The organism is Brevibacterium sp. UCMA 11752 (assembly GCF_021532235.1).
In the GTDB taxonomy this organism is placed as follows: domain Bacteria; phylum Actinomycetota; class Actinomycetes; order Actinomycetales; family Brevibacteriaceae; genus Brevibacterium; species Brevibacterium antiquum.
Window position 1 is genome coordinate 1,025,363 of sequence record NZ_JACBOS010000003.1, and the last position, 15,614, is coordinate 1,040,976.

Genomic DNA, 15,614 nt, shown 5'->3' on the forward strand with positions numbered 1-15,614 from the left:
GGTCGTGCATGATGGTCGTCAGTGGCGAGCGTCTTGCGTGTTCTTAGCGGACATTCGATTGAAGGAATGTCAGTACTTGGCACCTTACTTGTTCGCCTCGCACTTGGCACCGGTGTGTCCGGGATTCGGTAAGGACTCGCGATGGTGTGTCCGGATTTCGGTTAGGTTGGTGGCATGGAACCACTGACTCAGCCGCTCTCGCCCCGGTGGGTCGACCGGCCGGCAGACTACCGACACTTCGAATCAGCCTACTTCGTCGGTCATGGCAGCGAGACTTTCGACCGCTGCACGGAGGAGCTCCTGCATTGGGAGGTGAAGATCCGCAGCGGATTCGACATCGGTGTGCAGGCTTCGGAGGACGAAACGGGGTCTTTGAGCGCCGACACGGGGTCCTTGAGTGCGGACACAGGGTCTTTGAGTGCGGGCACAGGCGCCCCGCGGGTTCGCGCCGGTCAGGAGCCGACGATCTTCGTGCGGCTCGGGCCGTTCCGCTTGCCGGAGCCGGCACGCGTCATCGAGGTATTCGAGTCCGAGACACGACGTGGCTTCACCTACGGGACGAAACCCGGGCACCCGATCACCGGCGAGGAGTCATTCATCCTCATCCACGCTGACGATGATCGAGTCTTTCTCGTGCTGCGCTCCGTCTCACGAGCGGGAATGGGGATCTGGCGCTTCGGCGAACCCTTCGTCCGCCTCGCCCAAATCATCTACCGCAGGCGATACTCCCGCGCCCTGCGAGGATGAGGACCGCTATTCCCGCGGAGACGAGGCCCACGCAGCCTGGGCAACCGCCACTGTGCGTACCGTCATTGTTGGCTCGCGTTCGAAATTTCCCACGAAATCGCACGCAACTCCACAATGACGCAACTCCACAATCACGCAACTGCGCAATCACGCAACTCCACAATGACGCAACTCCACAATCACGCAACTGCGCAATCACGCAACTGCGCAACCACGCACCGACTGCTGCCTTCCAGAAGCTGTCCAACAGTGGCCAATCGGTGCCGTGGGCCCTGCGAAGCTGCCCTGCTGAGACCTCAGGCAGATTCGAGATACTGCTGGAGTGCTGAGTCCTGGGCCTCGGGGTCCGGGAAGATCGCCTCGGTGCGGGCACCGCCGGTGATCGGATCATTGCTGAAGATCAGGCGAATGCCCAGCAGACGGGCCTGCCCCTGTGCGATGACGAGTCCCAGGCCCATGCCGCCGCCACCGGCGGAGACGAAGCGGGTCGGGCCGGTGTTGACGATGTCGGGTGGGTAGCCGGACCCGGAGTCGGTGATCGTGATGCTCCGGGTGCTCGTCTCCAGGCGGATCGGGTCCCCGCCGTGCTTGATCGCGTTGACGAGCAGGTTGGTGATGATGCGTTCGAACCGCCGGACATCGGTGACCAGCGTCGAATTCAGAGCCGCGAACTGGGTGTCGATCTCGTGGCCGCCCAGAGCGCCGGAGGCCGTCATCGTGCCCAGCAGCGACTGGACCGTCTGGTCGATGTTGACGCGGGTGAACTCGGGATTCGCGCGACCCGCATCGAGGCGCGAGACTTCGAGCAGGTCTTCGACGAGAACCTGCATGCGCTTCACCCGATCCTTGACGAGCTCGGCAGGACGCGAATCCTCTTCGAGGAGGTTGGCCGCGTTGACGAGGCCGGTCAGCGGTGTCCGCATCTCGTGCGCCAGGTCCGCGGTGAAGCGCTGCTCGGAGTCGATGCGCTCAGTCAGTCGCGTCACGGCTGTGTCGACCGCCGAGGCGAAGGCCGCGACCTCCTGGTCAGTGTCGTCGACGACATCGGCGATCCTGATGCTCGTATCTCCGGCTGCGATCTTCCGTGCGGCCTGGGCGCCCAGAGTCAGCCTGCGTGAGATGCGCCCAGCCACGATGGAGCCGACTCCGCCGACGACCAGCGAGGAGCCGATCATTCCCACCAGCAGAGCCTGGTCGATGCGGCCGATGAGCTCCTGGCTGTCCTTGGTCGAAGCGCGCACGGAGATCACCACGGTGTGGGAGCCGACCTCCATCGGGGCGGCCGCCCACACGATCTCCTCACCGTCGACCTCGGAGCGCATCGTCACGCTCTGGTCCTTGAGCGCCTGGGCGCGCGCATCCTTCGGCAGGTCGGGGTCGTCGATGCGGGCGTTGAGGGTGAGCACTCCGGTTTCGGAGAAGATGGCGACGGAGTTCGCGAGCTGCTCGGTCACGGTCGAGCGCATGCGGTCATCCTCGGCGCGGGCCGCGGACTGGCGCAGCACGATGGAGCAGGAGAGCACGGCGATGATGACCGAGGCAACGATGAGAAGGGAGATCTTCCAGCGCAGTGACATGGAATCAGCCCGCGAAGCGGTATCCGAATCCGCGGACGGTCTCGATCATGTTGGCGCCGATCTTCTTCCGCAGGCGCTGGATATGGACGTCGACGACACGGGAGTCACCGGCCCATTCATAGCCCCAGACGGTGAAGGCGATCTTCTCACGGGAGTAGACGTGCTCGGGCTGTTCGGTCAGAAGCAGGAGGACTCGCAGCTCGGTGGGGGTGAGGTGGACTTCCTCGCCGTCGATCTCCACGGTCAGGCGACCAGTGTCGAGGACCAGGGAACCCAGCCGCGTCCGGAACGGGCCGAGCTCGCGGTCGGACTCGGCGCTGCCGTTGCTGTTCGCGCCCATACCCTTGTAGCCGCCCTGGCTGTAGCCGCCCTGGCCGGAGCCCGACTGCATGGCCGGGGAGCTGTCAGGGCGGGGAGGAACGGTGACATCGCCGCCGATCATCTGCTCGTTGCCGCTGTCGCTCATGTCCCCAGAGGTGAACTTTCCGCCCGCGCCCAGGAACGTGTCATCGGACTCGAGCTGGGCCTTGAGGCGTTCGCGGGTGTCCATGCCTGGGCTGGCTCCGAGCACCTCGGGGATTCCGTCCCCGGTGATCATGCCGCCGGGGCCGATCACGGTTTCGTGCTCCTCGTCCATCTCGGTGGTCGGGGAATAGCCGAGTTTGTCGGTGCCGGTGGTGATGAAGCGGCGGACGACAGCGCGGATGCGGGCGTTGAGCACCTGCATGTCGAACGGCTTGGTGAGATAGTCGTCGGCTCCGGCTTCGAGCGCCTGGACGATGTCGATCGCATCCGAGCGTGCGGAGATGATGATGATGGGAATGGTGGACCGCTCACGCACGGCCCGGCAGATGGATGCGCCGTTCATTGTGGGCAGCATGAGGTCGAGGAGCAGAACGTCGGCACCATGTGCAGCGACGAACTCGTACCCCTCACGACCGTCGGCGAATGCCGACACCGTGTAATCGAACCGTTCCAGGCCGATCTGGGTCGTCTCCCGGATGACCTCGTCATCCTCAACCAGAACAATATGCATTACGTTTCTCCATTAAGCCGCGTGAAGCGTTGACCCGGTTCAAACCTACCTTCATGCAGGCGGAAGACCTGCACCGACCAACCCGAAGGGCAGCAGGCATCGTCACCGTCGGCGTACATCGCCTCCTGCACCACCAGTGTCCCATTCTTACCTGGGCTGAGTTTCAGCTGGTTGCCGGTGGCGATCAGTTCAAGGCGTGGTTCGCCGTCCTTTTCGCTGATGACGGCGCCCGCAACGATCTCGCTCTTCTGCTGCGGATTGGCCACGGTGACGAGTTGGAACCTCTTATCGTCACTGAGGAAGGGCGTTGAGAATTTGAGGCATTCCTTGCAGTCGGCGACGACCTGCGCAGACTCTGTCGCCTTCCCCGTCACTGCGATTCCCGAAGCGTCGACGATGAGCTTGCGGATCTCCTTGAGCGAGAAGGGCTCGTCGGGTGGGCCCGAATCTTTGTTGGCAGGTTCGAACATTGAGGGGGATGTCTCACCTTCAGGTTCGACCCGCAATCCCCTGTCCGGACCGCATGCGGCCATGCCTGCCAGTGTGAGCGTCGCAAGGACGGTTGCGATCACTGTTCTGCTGATTGTGCGCGGGCGCGACTTCTGACCAGGGGTGACCTGGTTCGGGCTGAGCGCGCGCGACACCTCATCAGAGGGGCGCCGAATGGGGTTGGGCACGTAGACATTTTTGCTTGTTCTGCTCGGGTAGTCCACCTGAGCCGCGTTTCGGGCGAATCAGGAACGGTTGATTGCTCACCTCTTCTCCTGGCTGCTGAGCGACCTCGGTGCACCGATTCTCAGCTGAGGTCGGTACGCTGGGGGCATGGCAGCATCGAAGTCTGAGAAGAAGTCCACAAGCACCGTGTCCTACAAGGATGCGTTCAAAGTGGGGCTCGTCTGCGGCATCGCCGTTCTGATCCTGTCGATCATCGTCACCCGCGCCTGGCAGGACGGGACCGCGTTCGGATTCGCCTTCGTCTATGCTGGTGCCGCGTTCGTCCTGGTCAGCGCCTGCGCCTGCATTCTCAATTGGGTGATGCGCAATGACACCCAGAATGACGATCAGACCTACCCGATCCTCAAATGAGCACAGCGGTCCTCACGTAGCCCCTGCCAGCAGACATGACCCACGGTCAGCAGACATGACCCACGGTCAGCAGACATGACCCACGGTCAGCAGACATGACCCCATCCCAGCAGACATGACCCCTGTCGGCTGAGGCCCACCTCGGTGACGTAGGCTTTTTCCATGGAGATCTGGAACACAGAACTGACACCGTTGTCCTTCCTGCGCCGCTCTGCCGACGTCTTTCCCGACAAGCGCGCCGTGGTCTACAACGACCAGGAGATGACCTACCGCGAATTCGCCGCGGCCGTGGAGACCCGGGCGCATGCTCTGCGCGCAGCGGGCATCAAGCCCGGCGACCGAGTCGCCTACCTTATGCCCAACCTTCCAGAGGCACTCATCGCCGAATTCGCCGTGCCGCTGGCCGGTGCCGTGCTGGTGCCGATCAACACCCGGCTGGCCCCCGAAGAGGTCCGCTACATCTGCAACCACAGCCAGGCGAAGCTGCTGGTCGTGGACACGCAGCTGTGGCCCAGCGTCGCCCCCGTCATCGATGGCCTCGACACCGTCGAGCGCATCGTCGACGTCGAGGACACGACTATAGATTCCTCCGCCGAGGCGGTCCGCCCGGATTCGTCCTCACCCGTCGTGACCGGCCTGGACGAGTTCCTGTCCGGCGCCGAAGCTGACACCGAGGCACTCAGCTGGAGCGTCGAGGACGAGCGCGCGACGCTGTCGATCAACTACACCTCCGGCACGACAGGACGGCCCAAGGGTGTGATGTACACGCACCGGGGCGCCTATCTCAACGCTCTCGGCGAGGTCATCCACTCCGAACACGACGAGAAGAGCGTGTACCTGTGGACTCTGCCCATGTTCCACTGCAACGGCTGGTGCACGGGCTGGGCGCTGACCGCAGCCGGCGGCACCCAGGTGTGCCTGCGCGAGGTGCGCGGAGACGTGATCTGGGATCTCATCGATCGTCACACGGTCACCCACCTCAACGGTGCCCCGACCGTGATGAGCACGGTCATCAACGCCGAGCAGGCCCATTCCCTCGACCGGGCAGTGACAGCAACGATGGCAGGCGCCGCACCGAGCCCGACCCTCATCTGGCAGATGGAGGCACTGAACTTCGAGATCGTGCACGTCTACGGCCTCACGGAGACCTACGGCCCGTACACGGTGTGCGAGTGGCAGGATTCGTGGGATTCACTGGATGACAAGTCCCGAGCCAGGCTCCGCGCACGACAGGGTGTCGGCATGGTCCAGGCCGAACAGGCCCGCATCGTCGCCCTCGAGTCAGGTGACGAGCTCGTCGACGTTCCGGCCGACGGGCAGACGATCGGAGAGATCGTCATGCGCGGCAACAACGTGATGAAGGGCTACTTCCGCGATGAAGACGCCACCGCGAAGGCCTTCGCGGGCGGCTGGTTCCACTCCGGTGATTTGGGCGTGATGCACGAGGACGGCTACATCGAACTGCGTGATCGGTCGAAGGACATCATCGTCTCCGGCGGAGAGAACATCTCGACCGTCGAGATCGAACAGGCGATCTCCTCGCACCCGGCAGTCCTCGAAGTCGCAGTCATCGGAGTCCCCGACGACAAATGGGGCGAACGGCCGAAGGCATTCATCATCGTGCGTGAGGGACAGCCGGTCACCGAAGCAGAGGTCATCGACCATGTGCGCACGCAGATCGCGAAGTACAAGGCCCCGCGCGAGGTCGAAGTCGTCGAGGCCCTGCCCAAGACCTCGACCGGAAAGATCCAGAAGTTCGAACTCCGCAACCAGGAGTGGGGCGACCGGCCCTCACGAATCCAGGGCTGACGAGTGAGGGCCCTCGCCGCGGCGAACCGCGGCGAGGGCCCTCCGGGCGGGAAGTCCTACCTGAACTTCAGCAGCCGCAGGCTGTTGAGGACGACGAAGACCGAGGAGAACGCCATCGCGGCGCCGGCGATCATCGGGCTCAGCAGTCCGAACGCCGCGATCGGAACGGCAGCCGTGTTGTAGGCGAAGGCCCAGAACAGGTTGCCCTTGATCAGCCCCAGAGTCTTCCGGGACAGGCGGATCGCCTGCGGGATCTGACGCGGATCCGAGGCCACCATGGTGATGTCCGACGCCGCCATAGCCGCATCGGTGCCCGATCCCATCGCGATGCCCAGGTCGGCACCGGCCAGGGCCGCGGCGTCGTTGATGCCGTCACCGACCATGGCCACCGCCTGCCCCTGAGCCTGCAGCTCATTGACCACGGCGATCTTGCCTTCGGGGCGGACATCGGCACGGATCTCGGTGATGGAGAGCTTGCCCGCGACCACCTCGGCGGCTTGGGAATTGTCCCCGGTGAGGAGGACAGTGCTGATGCCGAGCGAGTGCAGTTCAAAGATCGCCTCGGCGGCACCGGCCTTGATCTCATCGGCGACGAAGGTCAGGCCCCGGAAGTCAGAGTCGATGGCCAGGGCGACGATCGTGGCGCCGGTGGGCACATCCGCGGCCGAGAACGAGACGTCGATCCCGCGCTCCCGGAGCAGATCCGGGCGCCCAGCGAGCACCTCGGCGCCATCGATTGTGGCCCGCAGTCCACCGCCGGGAATGTTCTCGAAATCATCCACCGCCGAGGCGGCCGATCGTTCCTGAGGCGTGCTCGCCTGCGCGATCGCCTGGGTGGCCGGCTGCGCCGCGACGATCGCGCGGGCCACGGGATGCTCGCTCTGTGACTCCAGTCGAGCCAGAACCGCGAAGTCCTCGTCACTGAGCTGAGTCGCCTGCAGGGACATGACGCCCGTGGTCAGGGTGCCCGTCTTGTCGAGGACGACCGTGTCGATCGAACGAGTCGACTCGAGTGCTTCGGGCCCGGAGACGAGGATGCCCAGTTGGGAACCGCGTCCGGACGAGACGGCCAGCGCAGTCGGCGTGGCCAGACCCAGCGCACAGGGGCAGGCGATGATGAGGACGGTCAGGGCTGCGTGCAGGCCCATCGCCCAGCCTCCGGTGATCAGTCCCCAGGCCAGGAGCGTGAGGGCGCTGATCGCGAAGACGATCGGCACGAACACCGCAGAGATCCGGTCGGCCAGGCGCTGGACGGCCGGTTTGCCCGTCTGCGCACGGCTGACCAGATCGGCCATGGCCGCCAGGGTCGTATCGGATCCTATTCGGGTGGCTCGGACCTCGAGCACACCCGAGGTGTTGATCGTGGCGCCGGTGACCGAGTCGCCGAGCCCGACCTCGACGGGAACGGATTCGCCGGTGAGCATGGCCTCATCGATTGCGGAGTGGCCGGCGATCACCTCGCCGTCGGTGGCGATCTTCTCGCCCGGACGGACGATGAAGACATCGTCGACGGTGAGCTCGTCGATCGGGACCTGGACTTCCGCCCGAGTGCCGTCGCTGCGATCGCGCAGCACGCTCGCGGATCTGGCACCCAGTCCCAGCAGCGCCTTGAGGGCGGCGGTGGCGCGGTTCTTCGCCCGGTCCTCGGTGAGCTTGCCGATGAGCAGGAACACTGTGATCGCGGCCGCGGCTTCGAACCACACGTGATAGTCGCCGGGGATCTGCCAGCCGTGACCCTCGGCCACCGCCCGACCCAAGGTGATGTAGGAGTAGAGGCTGGCGACGATGATTCCGACGCTGACCAGGGTGTCCATGGTCGTGGACCTGCCCCGTGCGGCCTTGAACGCTGCCGAGTGGAACGGCCACGCGCCCCAGGTCACCACGGGCAGGGCGAGGATCGCGACGATCCACTGCCAGCCGGGGAAGTGCCAGCTCATGACCATCGACACGGCCACGACCGGCACTGCGAGAATCAGGGATCCGAGGAACCGAGGCCGCAGATGCCTGGGATCGTAGTCGACGATCTCAGGTCCGCTCGCCGAGGTGGTCTTGACCGTGGCGCCGTAGCCGGCTTTCTCCACGGCGGCAGTGAGGTCCGCATCGGTGAGCTCGGATTCGACGACCACGTGCGCGGAATTGAGTGGGAGATTGACCTCCGCGCTGACTCCGTCCAACCGTGTCAGCTTCTTCTCGATGCGCGCCGAGCACGATGCGCAGGTCATTCCCGTGATGTCGAGATCGACCTCGCGTGACATCACTTCACCTCATAGCCGGCTTCATCGACGGCGGCGCTGATCGCACTGTCGTCGAGGTCCCTTTCGGAAGTGATGGTCACAGGGGAGTCCCCGCCGGCACTGAGTTCGACGGCGACGTCGGTGACTCCGGGCAGCGCCCCGAGCTCTTCCTTCACGGCTGCTTCGCAGTGGCCGCAGGTCATTCCGGTGACGTTGATGGTGGTTGTCGTCATGATGTGTCTCCTGTCTTCGCACGTCAACACCGGCAGGTTCGCCGATGATGTCGCCTCAGCTCTTGATGAGCCGGGCAATAGCGGCTGAAGCCTCTTCGATCTTCTTGCGGGCGGCGTCGTCATCCCCTGAGGATGCGGCGTCGACCACGCAATGAGCGATGTGCTCTTCTAAGAGGTTGATGGAGACCGCGTGCAGCGCGGCCGTTGCTGCGGAGACCTGGGTCAGGATGTCGATGCAGTACTTGTCGTCATCGATCATCTTTCCGATCCCACGGACCTGACCTTCGATCCGTTTCATCCGCTTCGCAAGGGCGTCCTTCTGCGGGGTATATCCATGGTGCTCAGTCATGACGATACTCTATACCCCCGTAGGGTATTGGTCAAGTACCGGGACTCCGCGCGCGCTCTGACATGGAGAGCCTCGGCCATTGTGCAATTGGTCTCACCGTGGGCACCGGGCGTCGCCTAGCTCCTACAATCGAATCATGCGTGTTGCCAGACTGTATCGATTCCCCGTCAAGGGGTTCCCTGCCGAAGAGATCTCAGAGGCGGATGTGCGCACGAAGCGAGGCATCATCGGCGACCGGGTCGCCGCATTCACCAACGGCAGCCTCGACGTCCCCGACGACAGCTGGCACAGATACTCTGCGTTCACCGTGCTCAAGAACAACACCGACCTGCAGAGATGGCAGGTGGCACTCGACCTCGCCGAGGTGCCTGAGGTGTCTGCGGCGACGGTGACCCTGACATCCCCGACCCAGGAGTCCACGACCTTCCGCACCGATGACCGGGACTCAAGGGCTGCCTCGGCGGACTTCCTCTCTGCCCGCATACCCCCGCAGGGTGACTTCCCTCGCGCACTGAGCGTCGCGGATCAGGGGATGTTCGACTCCAAGGCCTCGGGAATCTCGCTCATCAACCCGGCCACGGTCTCGGCGATCTCCCAGACCGCCGAGGGGCAGGCGGCCCTGGCGCCGGACGAAACCGAACTCGACCCGCTGCGCTTCCGCGGCAATGTCCTCGTCGAGGGACTCGCTCCCTTCGAGGAGTTCGCGCTCATCGGCAAGATCGTCCGCCTCGGCGGGGTGCGCCTGGCCATCACCCAGGCGATCGAACGCTGCCCGGCGACCACGGTCAACCCTGCCACCACCGAGGTTGACGTCAACGTCCCCCGGGTCCTGGCCTCGGCGTGCGGACACCTGCACTGCGGCATCTACGGCCGCATCCTCGAATCCGGCCTGGTCAGCACCGGTGATCAGATCGAGATCGAAGGCGAGGCCCCACGTGAGCTCGTCAAGACCGCGCGGACCCCGCGCTTCATGACGGTGCTGGGCAGCCAGCAGATCTGCAACGACATCGTCGAGGTCTCACTGCGCGATGACCAGGGCTGGATCCGCGAATTCGACGAACCCGGCACCAATCTGCGTGTCCACCTCGAACTGGGCGAACCGTTCTGGCGGACCTATACGATCACGGACGTGTCCGATGACATCGTCCGGGTCGCGGTGCGCACCCAGGGCAAGGGCTCCCGAGCGGTCGCAGAGCTCGCCGCCGGAGAGTCCATCCTCGCCTCCGGGCCGCACGGAACCATGACCGCCGACAGGGTCTTCGGCGGCACGACCGCGCTGGTCACGGCGGGCATCGGAATCACGCCGAGCCTCGGACTGATGCGCGGGGCGGAACTGTCCGGCACGGACAAGATCAGGCTCTTCCACGTCGACCGCGACCACCGGACGGCCTGCCTCTGGGACCGCCTGCAGAAGCGGGCCGAGTCTCGGGCGGTCCCGGTCGAGGCCCACCATCGTGACACCGCGAGCCAGGGCAGGCCGGGTCACGCAGACCTCGTCGACTGGCTGGCAGGCTGTGACAACGTCATGGTCTGCGGACCCGCCGATTTCACCCGCGCAGTGCTCGACGCCAGCGCCGAAGCCGGAGTCCCGGCAGTGCACCAGGAGATCTTCGCCTCTCCGCACACCGGCATGAGTGAGGTCATCGCCCAGTGCTCGCCCGCCGAGGTGACCCTGGAGAACTCGGGGACCAGCTTCCTCTGGGAGCCGCAGCAGGGGACCTTGCTCGAAGCACTGGAAGCACGCGGACTGCGTGCCGACAGCTCCTGCCGGGGCGGCTCGTGTGGAACCTGCGCCGTGTCCTTGGCCGCCGGGTCAGTCATCTACCCGGTGGAGCCCGCCGCGCGGATCACCGCCGACGAGGTGCTCGTGTGCTCCGCCGTCCCCTCCGGGCCCATCAGCCTCGGGATCTGATGGGCACCAGGATCTGAACAGCCTCGAGATCTGATGGGCACCAGCCTCGAACACTGATCGACTCGAGCTCCAGCCTCGGACACTGATCGGCCTCAGTCTCGGCGCAGTGGGTGGCAGAATGGAGCCATGCCTAAGGATCCGCGTGCCACATTGTCAGGAGGACTGACAAGACCAGTGGGACGTGTCAGCCGACGAATGAAGCTCGGTGTGGCCGGACGCATCATGTTCGCGAACTCGATCATGCTCGTGGGCATCATGGTGCTGACCACGAGCCTCCTCTACATCCAGCTCTCCCAGCTGAACCAGAAGCGCGAACAGGACCTGCTGCGCTCTGCGGCTGACAATATGTCGATCTCGCTGAGCCTCGTCGGGTCCGGTGAGACCAGTTCGGCCGATTTCATCGACCAGGACTCGCATGACAACGTCGAGACGATGCTCGGCAATGTCGTGAGCGAATACGACTTCGATGTGGCCGCAGTCGTCCCCATCGACTACCTTGTCACCTCTCCGTCCTTGGGTTCATCGAACCGGCAGGAGCGCAACGAAGCGAATATCGTGTCCTCGAACTCGGGCGATGTGCCCGATGACTCCATCGATCAGCTCGCCGCAGCAGTCGACGGTTCGCAGGTCTCCGACGGTGAGTCCATCGTCCGCTTCCTCGACGACGGCGGTCCCGGCGGGGGCACGATGTACGTCATCAGTCCGGTCTTCGCGAAACACCTCGGCGTCGATGAAGTCGGACCCAACACCGTCGTCGGTGCCGTCATCGTCGGCAACTCCGCCGATTCGGTGCGCGAGGGCTTCTTGGCCCAGAGTAACTGGCTCATCGGCATCGCCATCACGACTCTGGTCCTGGGCATCGCCGCCTCCTGGGCGACCTCCCGCGGCCTGCGCCGAGTCACCGGCGACTACGGGGCCACGGAGCTTCGCAACATGCTCGAGTTCTACTCTTCGGTGCTCAAGGCCGTATCTGAAGGCCTGCTGCTCGTCGACCGCTCGACGGGCATCGTCCTCATCAACGCCGATGCACGCGAACTCCTGGGGCTTCCCTCTGCCGGCGGGGGCTCCACAGGTGAGGAGATCCCAGGCACCGACGACCCAGTCGGGGCGACCTCGCCGATCGGCGGCATCGCGCTGCGTGACCTCCATCTGCCCGATGCCCTCATCGATCTGCTCTCGTCTGGTCGGTGGGCCCGCGATGAGATCCACTACACCGACGATCGGGTGCTCGTCGTCAACCAGCAGCCCACCGACGCCGTCAGCGACACCTGGGTCGTGACGATGCGCGACCACACCGAACTCGCCGAACTCTCCGGTGAACTCGTCTCCGTCCGATCGTTCTCCGACTCACTGCGCGCACAGACCCATGAATACGCGAACCGACTCCATATGGTCGTCTCCCTGCTGGAGACCGGACATGTCGACGAGGCGATCGATTTCGCGGCCAAGGACCTCGATGACCTCAACCGGGTCACCGGCGATGGCCAGATGAGCTTCGACCACCCCGTGCTCTCCGCGCTGCTGCTGTCGAAGATCGCCCAAGCCGCCGAGGTGGGCATCGACATGACGGTGGACACGGCGGGACTCTCGGGCCGCCTCGGCGGGGACGACCGTGACCTGGCGACCATCCTCGGCAACCTCATCGACAACGCATTCGACGCCCTGAGCAGGCAGGACGTGCTGTCTGAGCACAAGCGAGTGCATGTGCACCTGAGCGGGGCAGGCGGGGCAGGCGGCTTCACGATCGAGGTCAGCGACGATGGTCCGGGCATCGACGAAGAATACGTCGACGCGATCTTCGAGCGGGGCTGGTCGACCAAGCACGACGGCGTTGAGACCGACAAGGGACTCGGCCGTCAGGAGACCGGCACCCGTGGGGTCGGACTGTCACTGGTCGTCCAGGCGATCCGGCGCCTCGGCGGGGCCGTGGATGTGCAGGGCCGAGGTGAGGACTGCGACGATTTCCAGGGTGCTGTGCTCACGGTGTGGCTGCCCGACGGTGAGTACTTCGATCCCGGTGCGCTCGGCCAGACATCCGGGCACCCCGCCTCGGGTGCTGCGGCATCGAACCAGCCGCGGACGGGAAATCCGCCCACGGGACCGATCCAGATCGTGCGCGACGACCGCGACTGAGCTGCCGGCGGCCCGGCAGTCCGGCAGTCTGAGCTGCTCAGCGCGTGGCCGCCAGTGCTGGAAGACGTCCCAATGAATGAAACATTTCCGCGCCATCGCGTGGATCCGGCTTAGGCTGTGCAGGAATGCCGGGCTGGTGGCCACGTGTCAGCTGCTGAAGCGAAAACGAGTGGAGGAACTATGGACCAGGACATCGTCGTTTGCGAACCGCTGCGCACCGCGATCGGAGGATTCGGAGGACAGTTCCGCGACATCCCCGCCCACGAGCTCTCTGCAACCGTCGTCCGTGAGCTCATGTCCAGGACCGGACTCGATCCCGAACTCGTTGCCGACGTCATCATGGGGCAGGGCTACTCCACCTCCGAGGCACCCGCCATCGGCCGTGTTACCGCGCTCGATGCCGGCTTGCCCGTCACGGTTCCCGGTCGCCAGGTCGATCGCCGCTGCGGTTCGGGGCTGCAGGCCGTCATCGACGCCGCGATGATGGTCGGCTCGGGCAATGGCGACTTCGTCATCGCCGGTGGCGTCGAGTCGATGTCCCACGCACCCTTCTACAACGACACCATCCGTTGGGGAGTCCGCGGCGGCAACGCCGAATTCACCGACTCCCTGGGACGTGGTCGTACGACGCCAGGCGGGAAGAATTACCCCGTCGAAGGCGGCATGCTCGAGACCGCAGAGAACCTGCGCCGCGAGTACTCGATCGGCCGCGAAGAGCAGGACGAACTCGCATACATCTCACACCAGCGTGCAGGCGCAGCCGCCAAGGACGGACGCTTCGCCGAAGAGATCGTGCCGGTGACGATCCCCGGCACCCGCAAAGTCGCCGAACACCAGGTCGACGCCGATGAGCACATCCGTCCCGACACCAGCATCGACAAGCTCGCCAAGCTGCGCCCCATCCTGGGCAAGGGTGATGACCAGGCGACGGTCACCGCAGGAAACGCTTCGGGGCAGAACGACGGAGCTGCAGCGAGCATCGTCACTAACCGCGCCGCCGCCGAGGCGCAGGGGCTCAAGCCGCTCGGCCGTCTGGTCAGCTGGGCAGTGGCCGGCGTGCCGCCGAAGACCATGGGCATCGGCCCCGTCCCGGCCACCGCCAAGGCACTCGAGAAGGCCGGGCTGAGCTTGGCCGACATCGACCTCATCGAACTCAACGAGGCCTTCGCCGCCCAGGCGCTGTCGGTGACCCGCGAATGGAGCTTCGGCAAGGACGACTTCGACCGCCTCAACGTCAACGGCTCCGGAATCTCCCTGGGCCACCCGGTCGGTGCGACCGGCGGCCGGATCCTGGCGACGATGCTGCGCGAGATGGAGCGCCGCGACGCTCGCTACGGACTCGAGACCATGTGCATCGGCGGAGGCCAGGGCATCGCCGCAATCTTCGAGCGCGCCTGAGGCTCTGCCGCCGCCAGCGGCGTTCGGCACCGTCAACAGTCGGTAAATGGTGGTCGCCGAACGGCCAATATTCGACCACCATCTACCGACTGTTCGCTGAATAGCAGGCTGAGAGCTCACTCTGTCGGCTCCACTGCTCCTCCGGGCCATCCAGGCGGCGTTCCAGTCCTGTGTCACGGATGTGCCCAGGCTGTAACACGAACAGGGGCAGACCCGCAATGGCGACGGTTAGACTGGCGGCATGTCAGATACAACTGCGCCTGAGTCGAGCATCGGTGTGCTCGTGGTTGAGGACGAGGCAGTCGCCGCCCGAGCCCACGCGAAGTACATCGAGCGCATCGACGGCTATCACCTCGCCGGCGTGGCGAAGAACGCCACTCAGGCGATGGCTGCTCTGACCGGAAAGATCTACGGTCTCAATGCGGACTGCATCAACCTCGTCCTCCTCGACATGAACCTCCCCGATGGCCACGGACTGCAGGTCTGCCGGGCCATCCGCGGTCATCGCGTCGACGTCGACATCATCGCCGTCACCGCGGCCCGGGACATGCAGATCGTGCAGGAGGCACTGTCCTACGGTGTTGCCCAATACATCATCAAACCGTTCACCTTCCCGGTCTTCAAGTCCAAACTCGAGGCATACTCCTCCTTCCGCAACAGCCTCGGCGGGGACAGCACCGAGGGTGAGGTCACCCAGACCGACGTCGACACCGCAATCGCAGCACTGCGCACCCACACGGTGACTGCGACTGCCAAGGGCGTCCCGGATGCCGTGCAGTCCGAAGTGAAATCCGTCCTCGACGCCAAACCCGGACAGTCCGCCGCCGAGGTGGCCGAGGGGCTCGGTGTCTCCCGAGTGACCGCACGTCGGTACTTGGAGGCCATGGCCGACGCGGGCATGCTCGCCCGCCGACCCCGGTACGGAGCGGCCGGCCGGCCGGTGCTCGAATACACCGTCGTCACCGAGGACGCCTGAACCACCCCCTCGACACCCGGACCTCGATCCCCACCACCCTCGGAGCCCGGATTCGTACCCCGCGCGTTCACCCAAACGCGTGTTCACCCGCCTGCTAGTTCACCCACCCGCTCGCGCACCCGCC

The 15,614-nt window shown here is 65.1% G+C and carries 13 protein-coding genes; 7 read left to right on the forward strand and 6 right to left on the reverse strand.

Annotation, left to right across the window (positions count from 1 at the left end):
* The first annotated feature begins 174 nt into the window (after positions 1-174).
* Positions 175-747: a DUF1990 family protein gene (locus tag HU144_RS04630; protein ID WP_235350329.1), complete on the forward strand. Its 573-nt coding sequence runs from the start codon at positions 175-177 to the stop codon at positions 745-747.
* Between the two features lie 296 nt (positions 748-1,043).
* Here HU144_RS04630 and HU144_RS04635 read toward each other — a convergent pair whose 3' ends face one another.
* Genes HU144_RS04635 through HU144_RS04650 form a run of 3 tightly spaced genes read right to left on the reverse strand, consistent with a single transcriptional unit; the run spans position 1,044 to position 4,037 of the window.
* Positions 1,044-2,324, reverse strand: a complete 1,281-nt coding sequence (locus HU144_RS04635; RefSeq protein ID WP_198395714.1) for a sensor histidine kinase — start codon at positions 2,322-2,324, stop codon at positions 1,044-1,046.
* A gap of 4 nt (positions 2,325-2,328) precedes the next feature.
* Positions 2,329-3,360 carry a response regulator transcription factor gene (locus HU144_RS19365; protein WP_328284274.1) on the reverse strand — a complete coding sequence of 344 codons (1,032 nt, stop codon included), beginning with the start codon at positions 3,358-3,360 and terminating at the stop codon, positions 2,329-2,331.
* Positions 3,360-4,037 carry a hypothetical protein gene (locus HU144_RS04650; RefSeq protein WP_235350330.1) on the reverse strand — a complete coding sequence of 226 codons (678 nt, stop codon included), beginning with the start codon at positions 4,035-4,037 and terminating at the stop codon, positions 3,360-3,362. Before HU144_RS04650 ends, HU144_RS19365 begins: the two co-directional genes overlap by 1 nt.
* Before the next feature lie 145 nt (positions 4,038-4,182).
* Here HU144_RS04650 and HU144_RS04655 point away from each other — a divergent pair, with 145 nt between their 5' ends.
* The gene (locus tag HU144_RS04655; protein WP_235350331.1) at positions 4,183-4,446 is read left to right on the forward strand and encodes a hypothetical protein; all 264 of its coding nucleotides are present in this window, start codon (positions 4,183-4,185) and stop codon (positions 4,444-4,446) included.
* A 162-nt stretch (positions 4,447-4,608) separates the two neighbouring features.
* On the forward strand, positions 4,609-6,255 hold the full coding sequence (locus HU144_RS04660) for a long-chain-fatty-acid--CoA ligase (RefSeq protein ID WP_235350332.1): 1,647 nt from the start codon (positions 4,609-4,611) through the stop codon (positions 6,253-6,255).
* A 56-nt stretch (positions 6,256-6,311) separates the two neighbouring features.
* On the opposite strand, the gene HU144_RS04665 is transcribed toward HU144_RS04660, so the two are convergent.
* Genes HU144_RS04665 through HU144_RS04675 form a run of 3 tightly spaced genes read right to left on the reverse strand, consistent with a single transcriptional unit; the run spans position 6,312 to position 9,071 of the window.
* A complete protein-coding gene (locus HU144_RS04665; protein ID WP_235350333.1) occupies positions 6,312-8,510 on the reverse strand; it encodes a heavy metal translocating P-type ATPase in 2,199 nt (732 codons plus the stop codon).
* Positions 8,510-8,722 carry a heavy-metal-associated domain-containing protein gene (locus HU144_RS04670; RefSeq protein WP_235350334.1) on the reverse strand — a complete coding sequence of 71 codons (213 nt, stop codon included), beginning with the start codon at positions 8,720-8,722 and terminating at the stop codon, positions 8,510-8,512. The genes HU144_RS04665 and HU144_RS04670 overlap by 1 nt, the downstream gene beginning before the upstream one ends.
* A gap of 55 nt (positions 8,723-8,777) precedes the next feature.
* Positions 8,778-9,071: a metal-sensitive transcriptional regulator gene (locus tag HU144_RS04675; protein WP_009882215.1), complete on the reverse strand. Its 294-nt coding sequence runs from the start codon at positions 9,069-9,071 to the stop codon at positions 8,778-8,780.
* A 136-nt stretch (positions 9,072-9,207) separates the two neighbouring features.
* Here HU144_RS04675 and HU144_RS04680 point away from each other — a divergent pair, with 136 nt between their 5' ends.
* The 4 genes from HU144_RS04680 to HU144_RS04695 all read left to right on the forward strand — a co-directional run bounded on the left by HU144_RS04680 (position 9,208) and on the right by HU144_RS04695 (position 15,490).
* Complete coding sequence (locus HU144_RS04680) at positions 9,208-10,983, forward strand: MOSC domain-containing protein (RefSeq protein ID WP_235350335.1); 1,776 nt, start codon at positions 9,208-9,210, stop codon at positions 10,981-10,983.
* Between the two features lie 126 nt (positions 10,984-11,109).
* Entirely contained in the window at positions 11,110-13,116 is a 2,007-nt protein-coding gene (locus tag HU144_RS04685; protein ID WP_235350336.1) for a sensor histidine kinase, read from the forward strand.
* A 180-nt stretch (positions 13,117-13,296) separates the two neighbouring features.
* Positions 13,297-14,514 (forward strand): acetyl-CoA C-acetyltransferase, encoded by a 1,218-nt coding sequence (locus tag HU144_RS04690; RefSeq protein WP_235350337.1) that lies wholly within the window; start codon positions 13,297-13,299, stop codon positions 14,512-14,514.
* 241 nt (positions 14,515-14,755) lie between these two features.
* On the forward strand, positions 14,756-15,490 hold the full coding sequence (locus HU144_RS04695; RefSeq protein WP_198395724.1) for a response regulator: 735 nt from the start codon (positions 14,756-14,758) through the stop codon (positions 15,488-15,490).
* The last annotated feature ends 124 nt before the right edge of the window (positions 15,491-15,614 follow it).

What these genes read in the sequence shown, in the direction of transcription:
- HU144_RS04670 (WP_235350334.1), bottom strand. Translation starts at nt 8,722, where the DNA reads ATGACGACAACCACCATCAACGTCACCGGAATGACCTGCGGCCACTGC.
- HU144_RS04675 (WP_009882215.1), bottom strand. Translation starts at nt 9,071, where the DNA reads ATGACTGAGCACCATGGATATACCCCGCAGAAGGACGCCCTTGCGAAG.
- HU144_RS04695 (WP_198395724.1), top strand. Translation starts at nt 14,756, where the DNA reads ATGTCAGATACAACTGCGCCTGAGTCGAGCATCGGTGTGCTCGTGGTT.
- HU144_RS04630 (WP_235350329.1), top strand. Translation starts at nt 175, where the DNA reads ATGGAACCACTGACTCAGCCGCTCTCGCCCCGGTGGGTCGACCGGCCG.
- HU144_RS04690 (WP_235350337.1), top strand. Translation starts at nt 13,297, where the DNA reads ATGGACCAGGACATCGTCGTTTGCGAACCGCTGCGCACCGCGATCGGA.
- HU144_RS04655 (WP_235350331.1), top strand. Translation starts at nt 4,183, where the DNA reads ATGGCAGCATCGAAGTCTGAGAAGAAGTCCACAAGCACCGTGTCCTAC.
- HU144_RS04635 (WP_198395714.1), bottom strand. Translation starts at nt 2,324, where the DNA reads ATGTCACTGCGCTGGAAGATCTCCCTTCTCATCGTTGCCTCGGTCATC.
- HU144_RS19365 (WP_328284274.1), bottom strand. Translation starts at nt 3,360, where the DNA reads ATGCATATTGTTCTGGTTGAGGATGACGAGGTCATCCGGGAGACGACC.
- HU144_RS04685 (WP_235350336.1), top strand. Translation starts at nt 11,110, where the DNA reads ATGCCTAAGGATCCGCGTGCCACATTGTCAGGAGGACTGACAAGACCA.
- HU144_RS04680 (WP_235350335.1), top strand. Translation starts at nt 9,208, where the DNA reads ATGCGTGTTGCCAGACTGTATCGATTCCCCGTCAAGGGGTTCCCTGCC.
- HU144_RS04660 (WP_235350332.1), top strand. Translation starts at nt 4,609, where the DNA reads ATGGAGATCTGGAACACAGAACTGACACCGTTGTCCTTCCTGCGCCGC.
- HU144_RS04665 (WP_235350333.1), bottom strand. Translation starts at nt 8,510, where the DNA reads ATGTCACGCGAGGTCGATCTCGACATCACGGGAATGACCTGCGCATCG.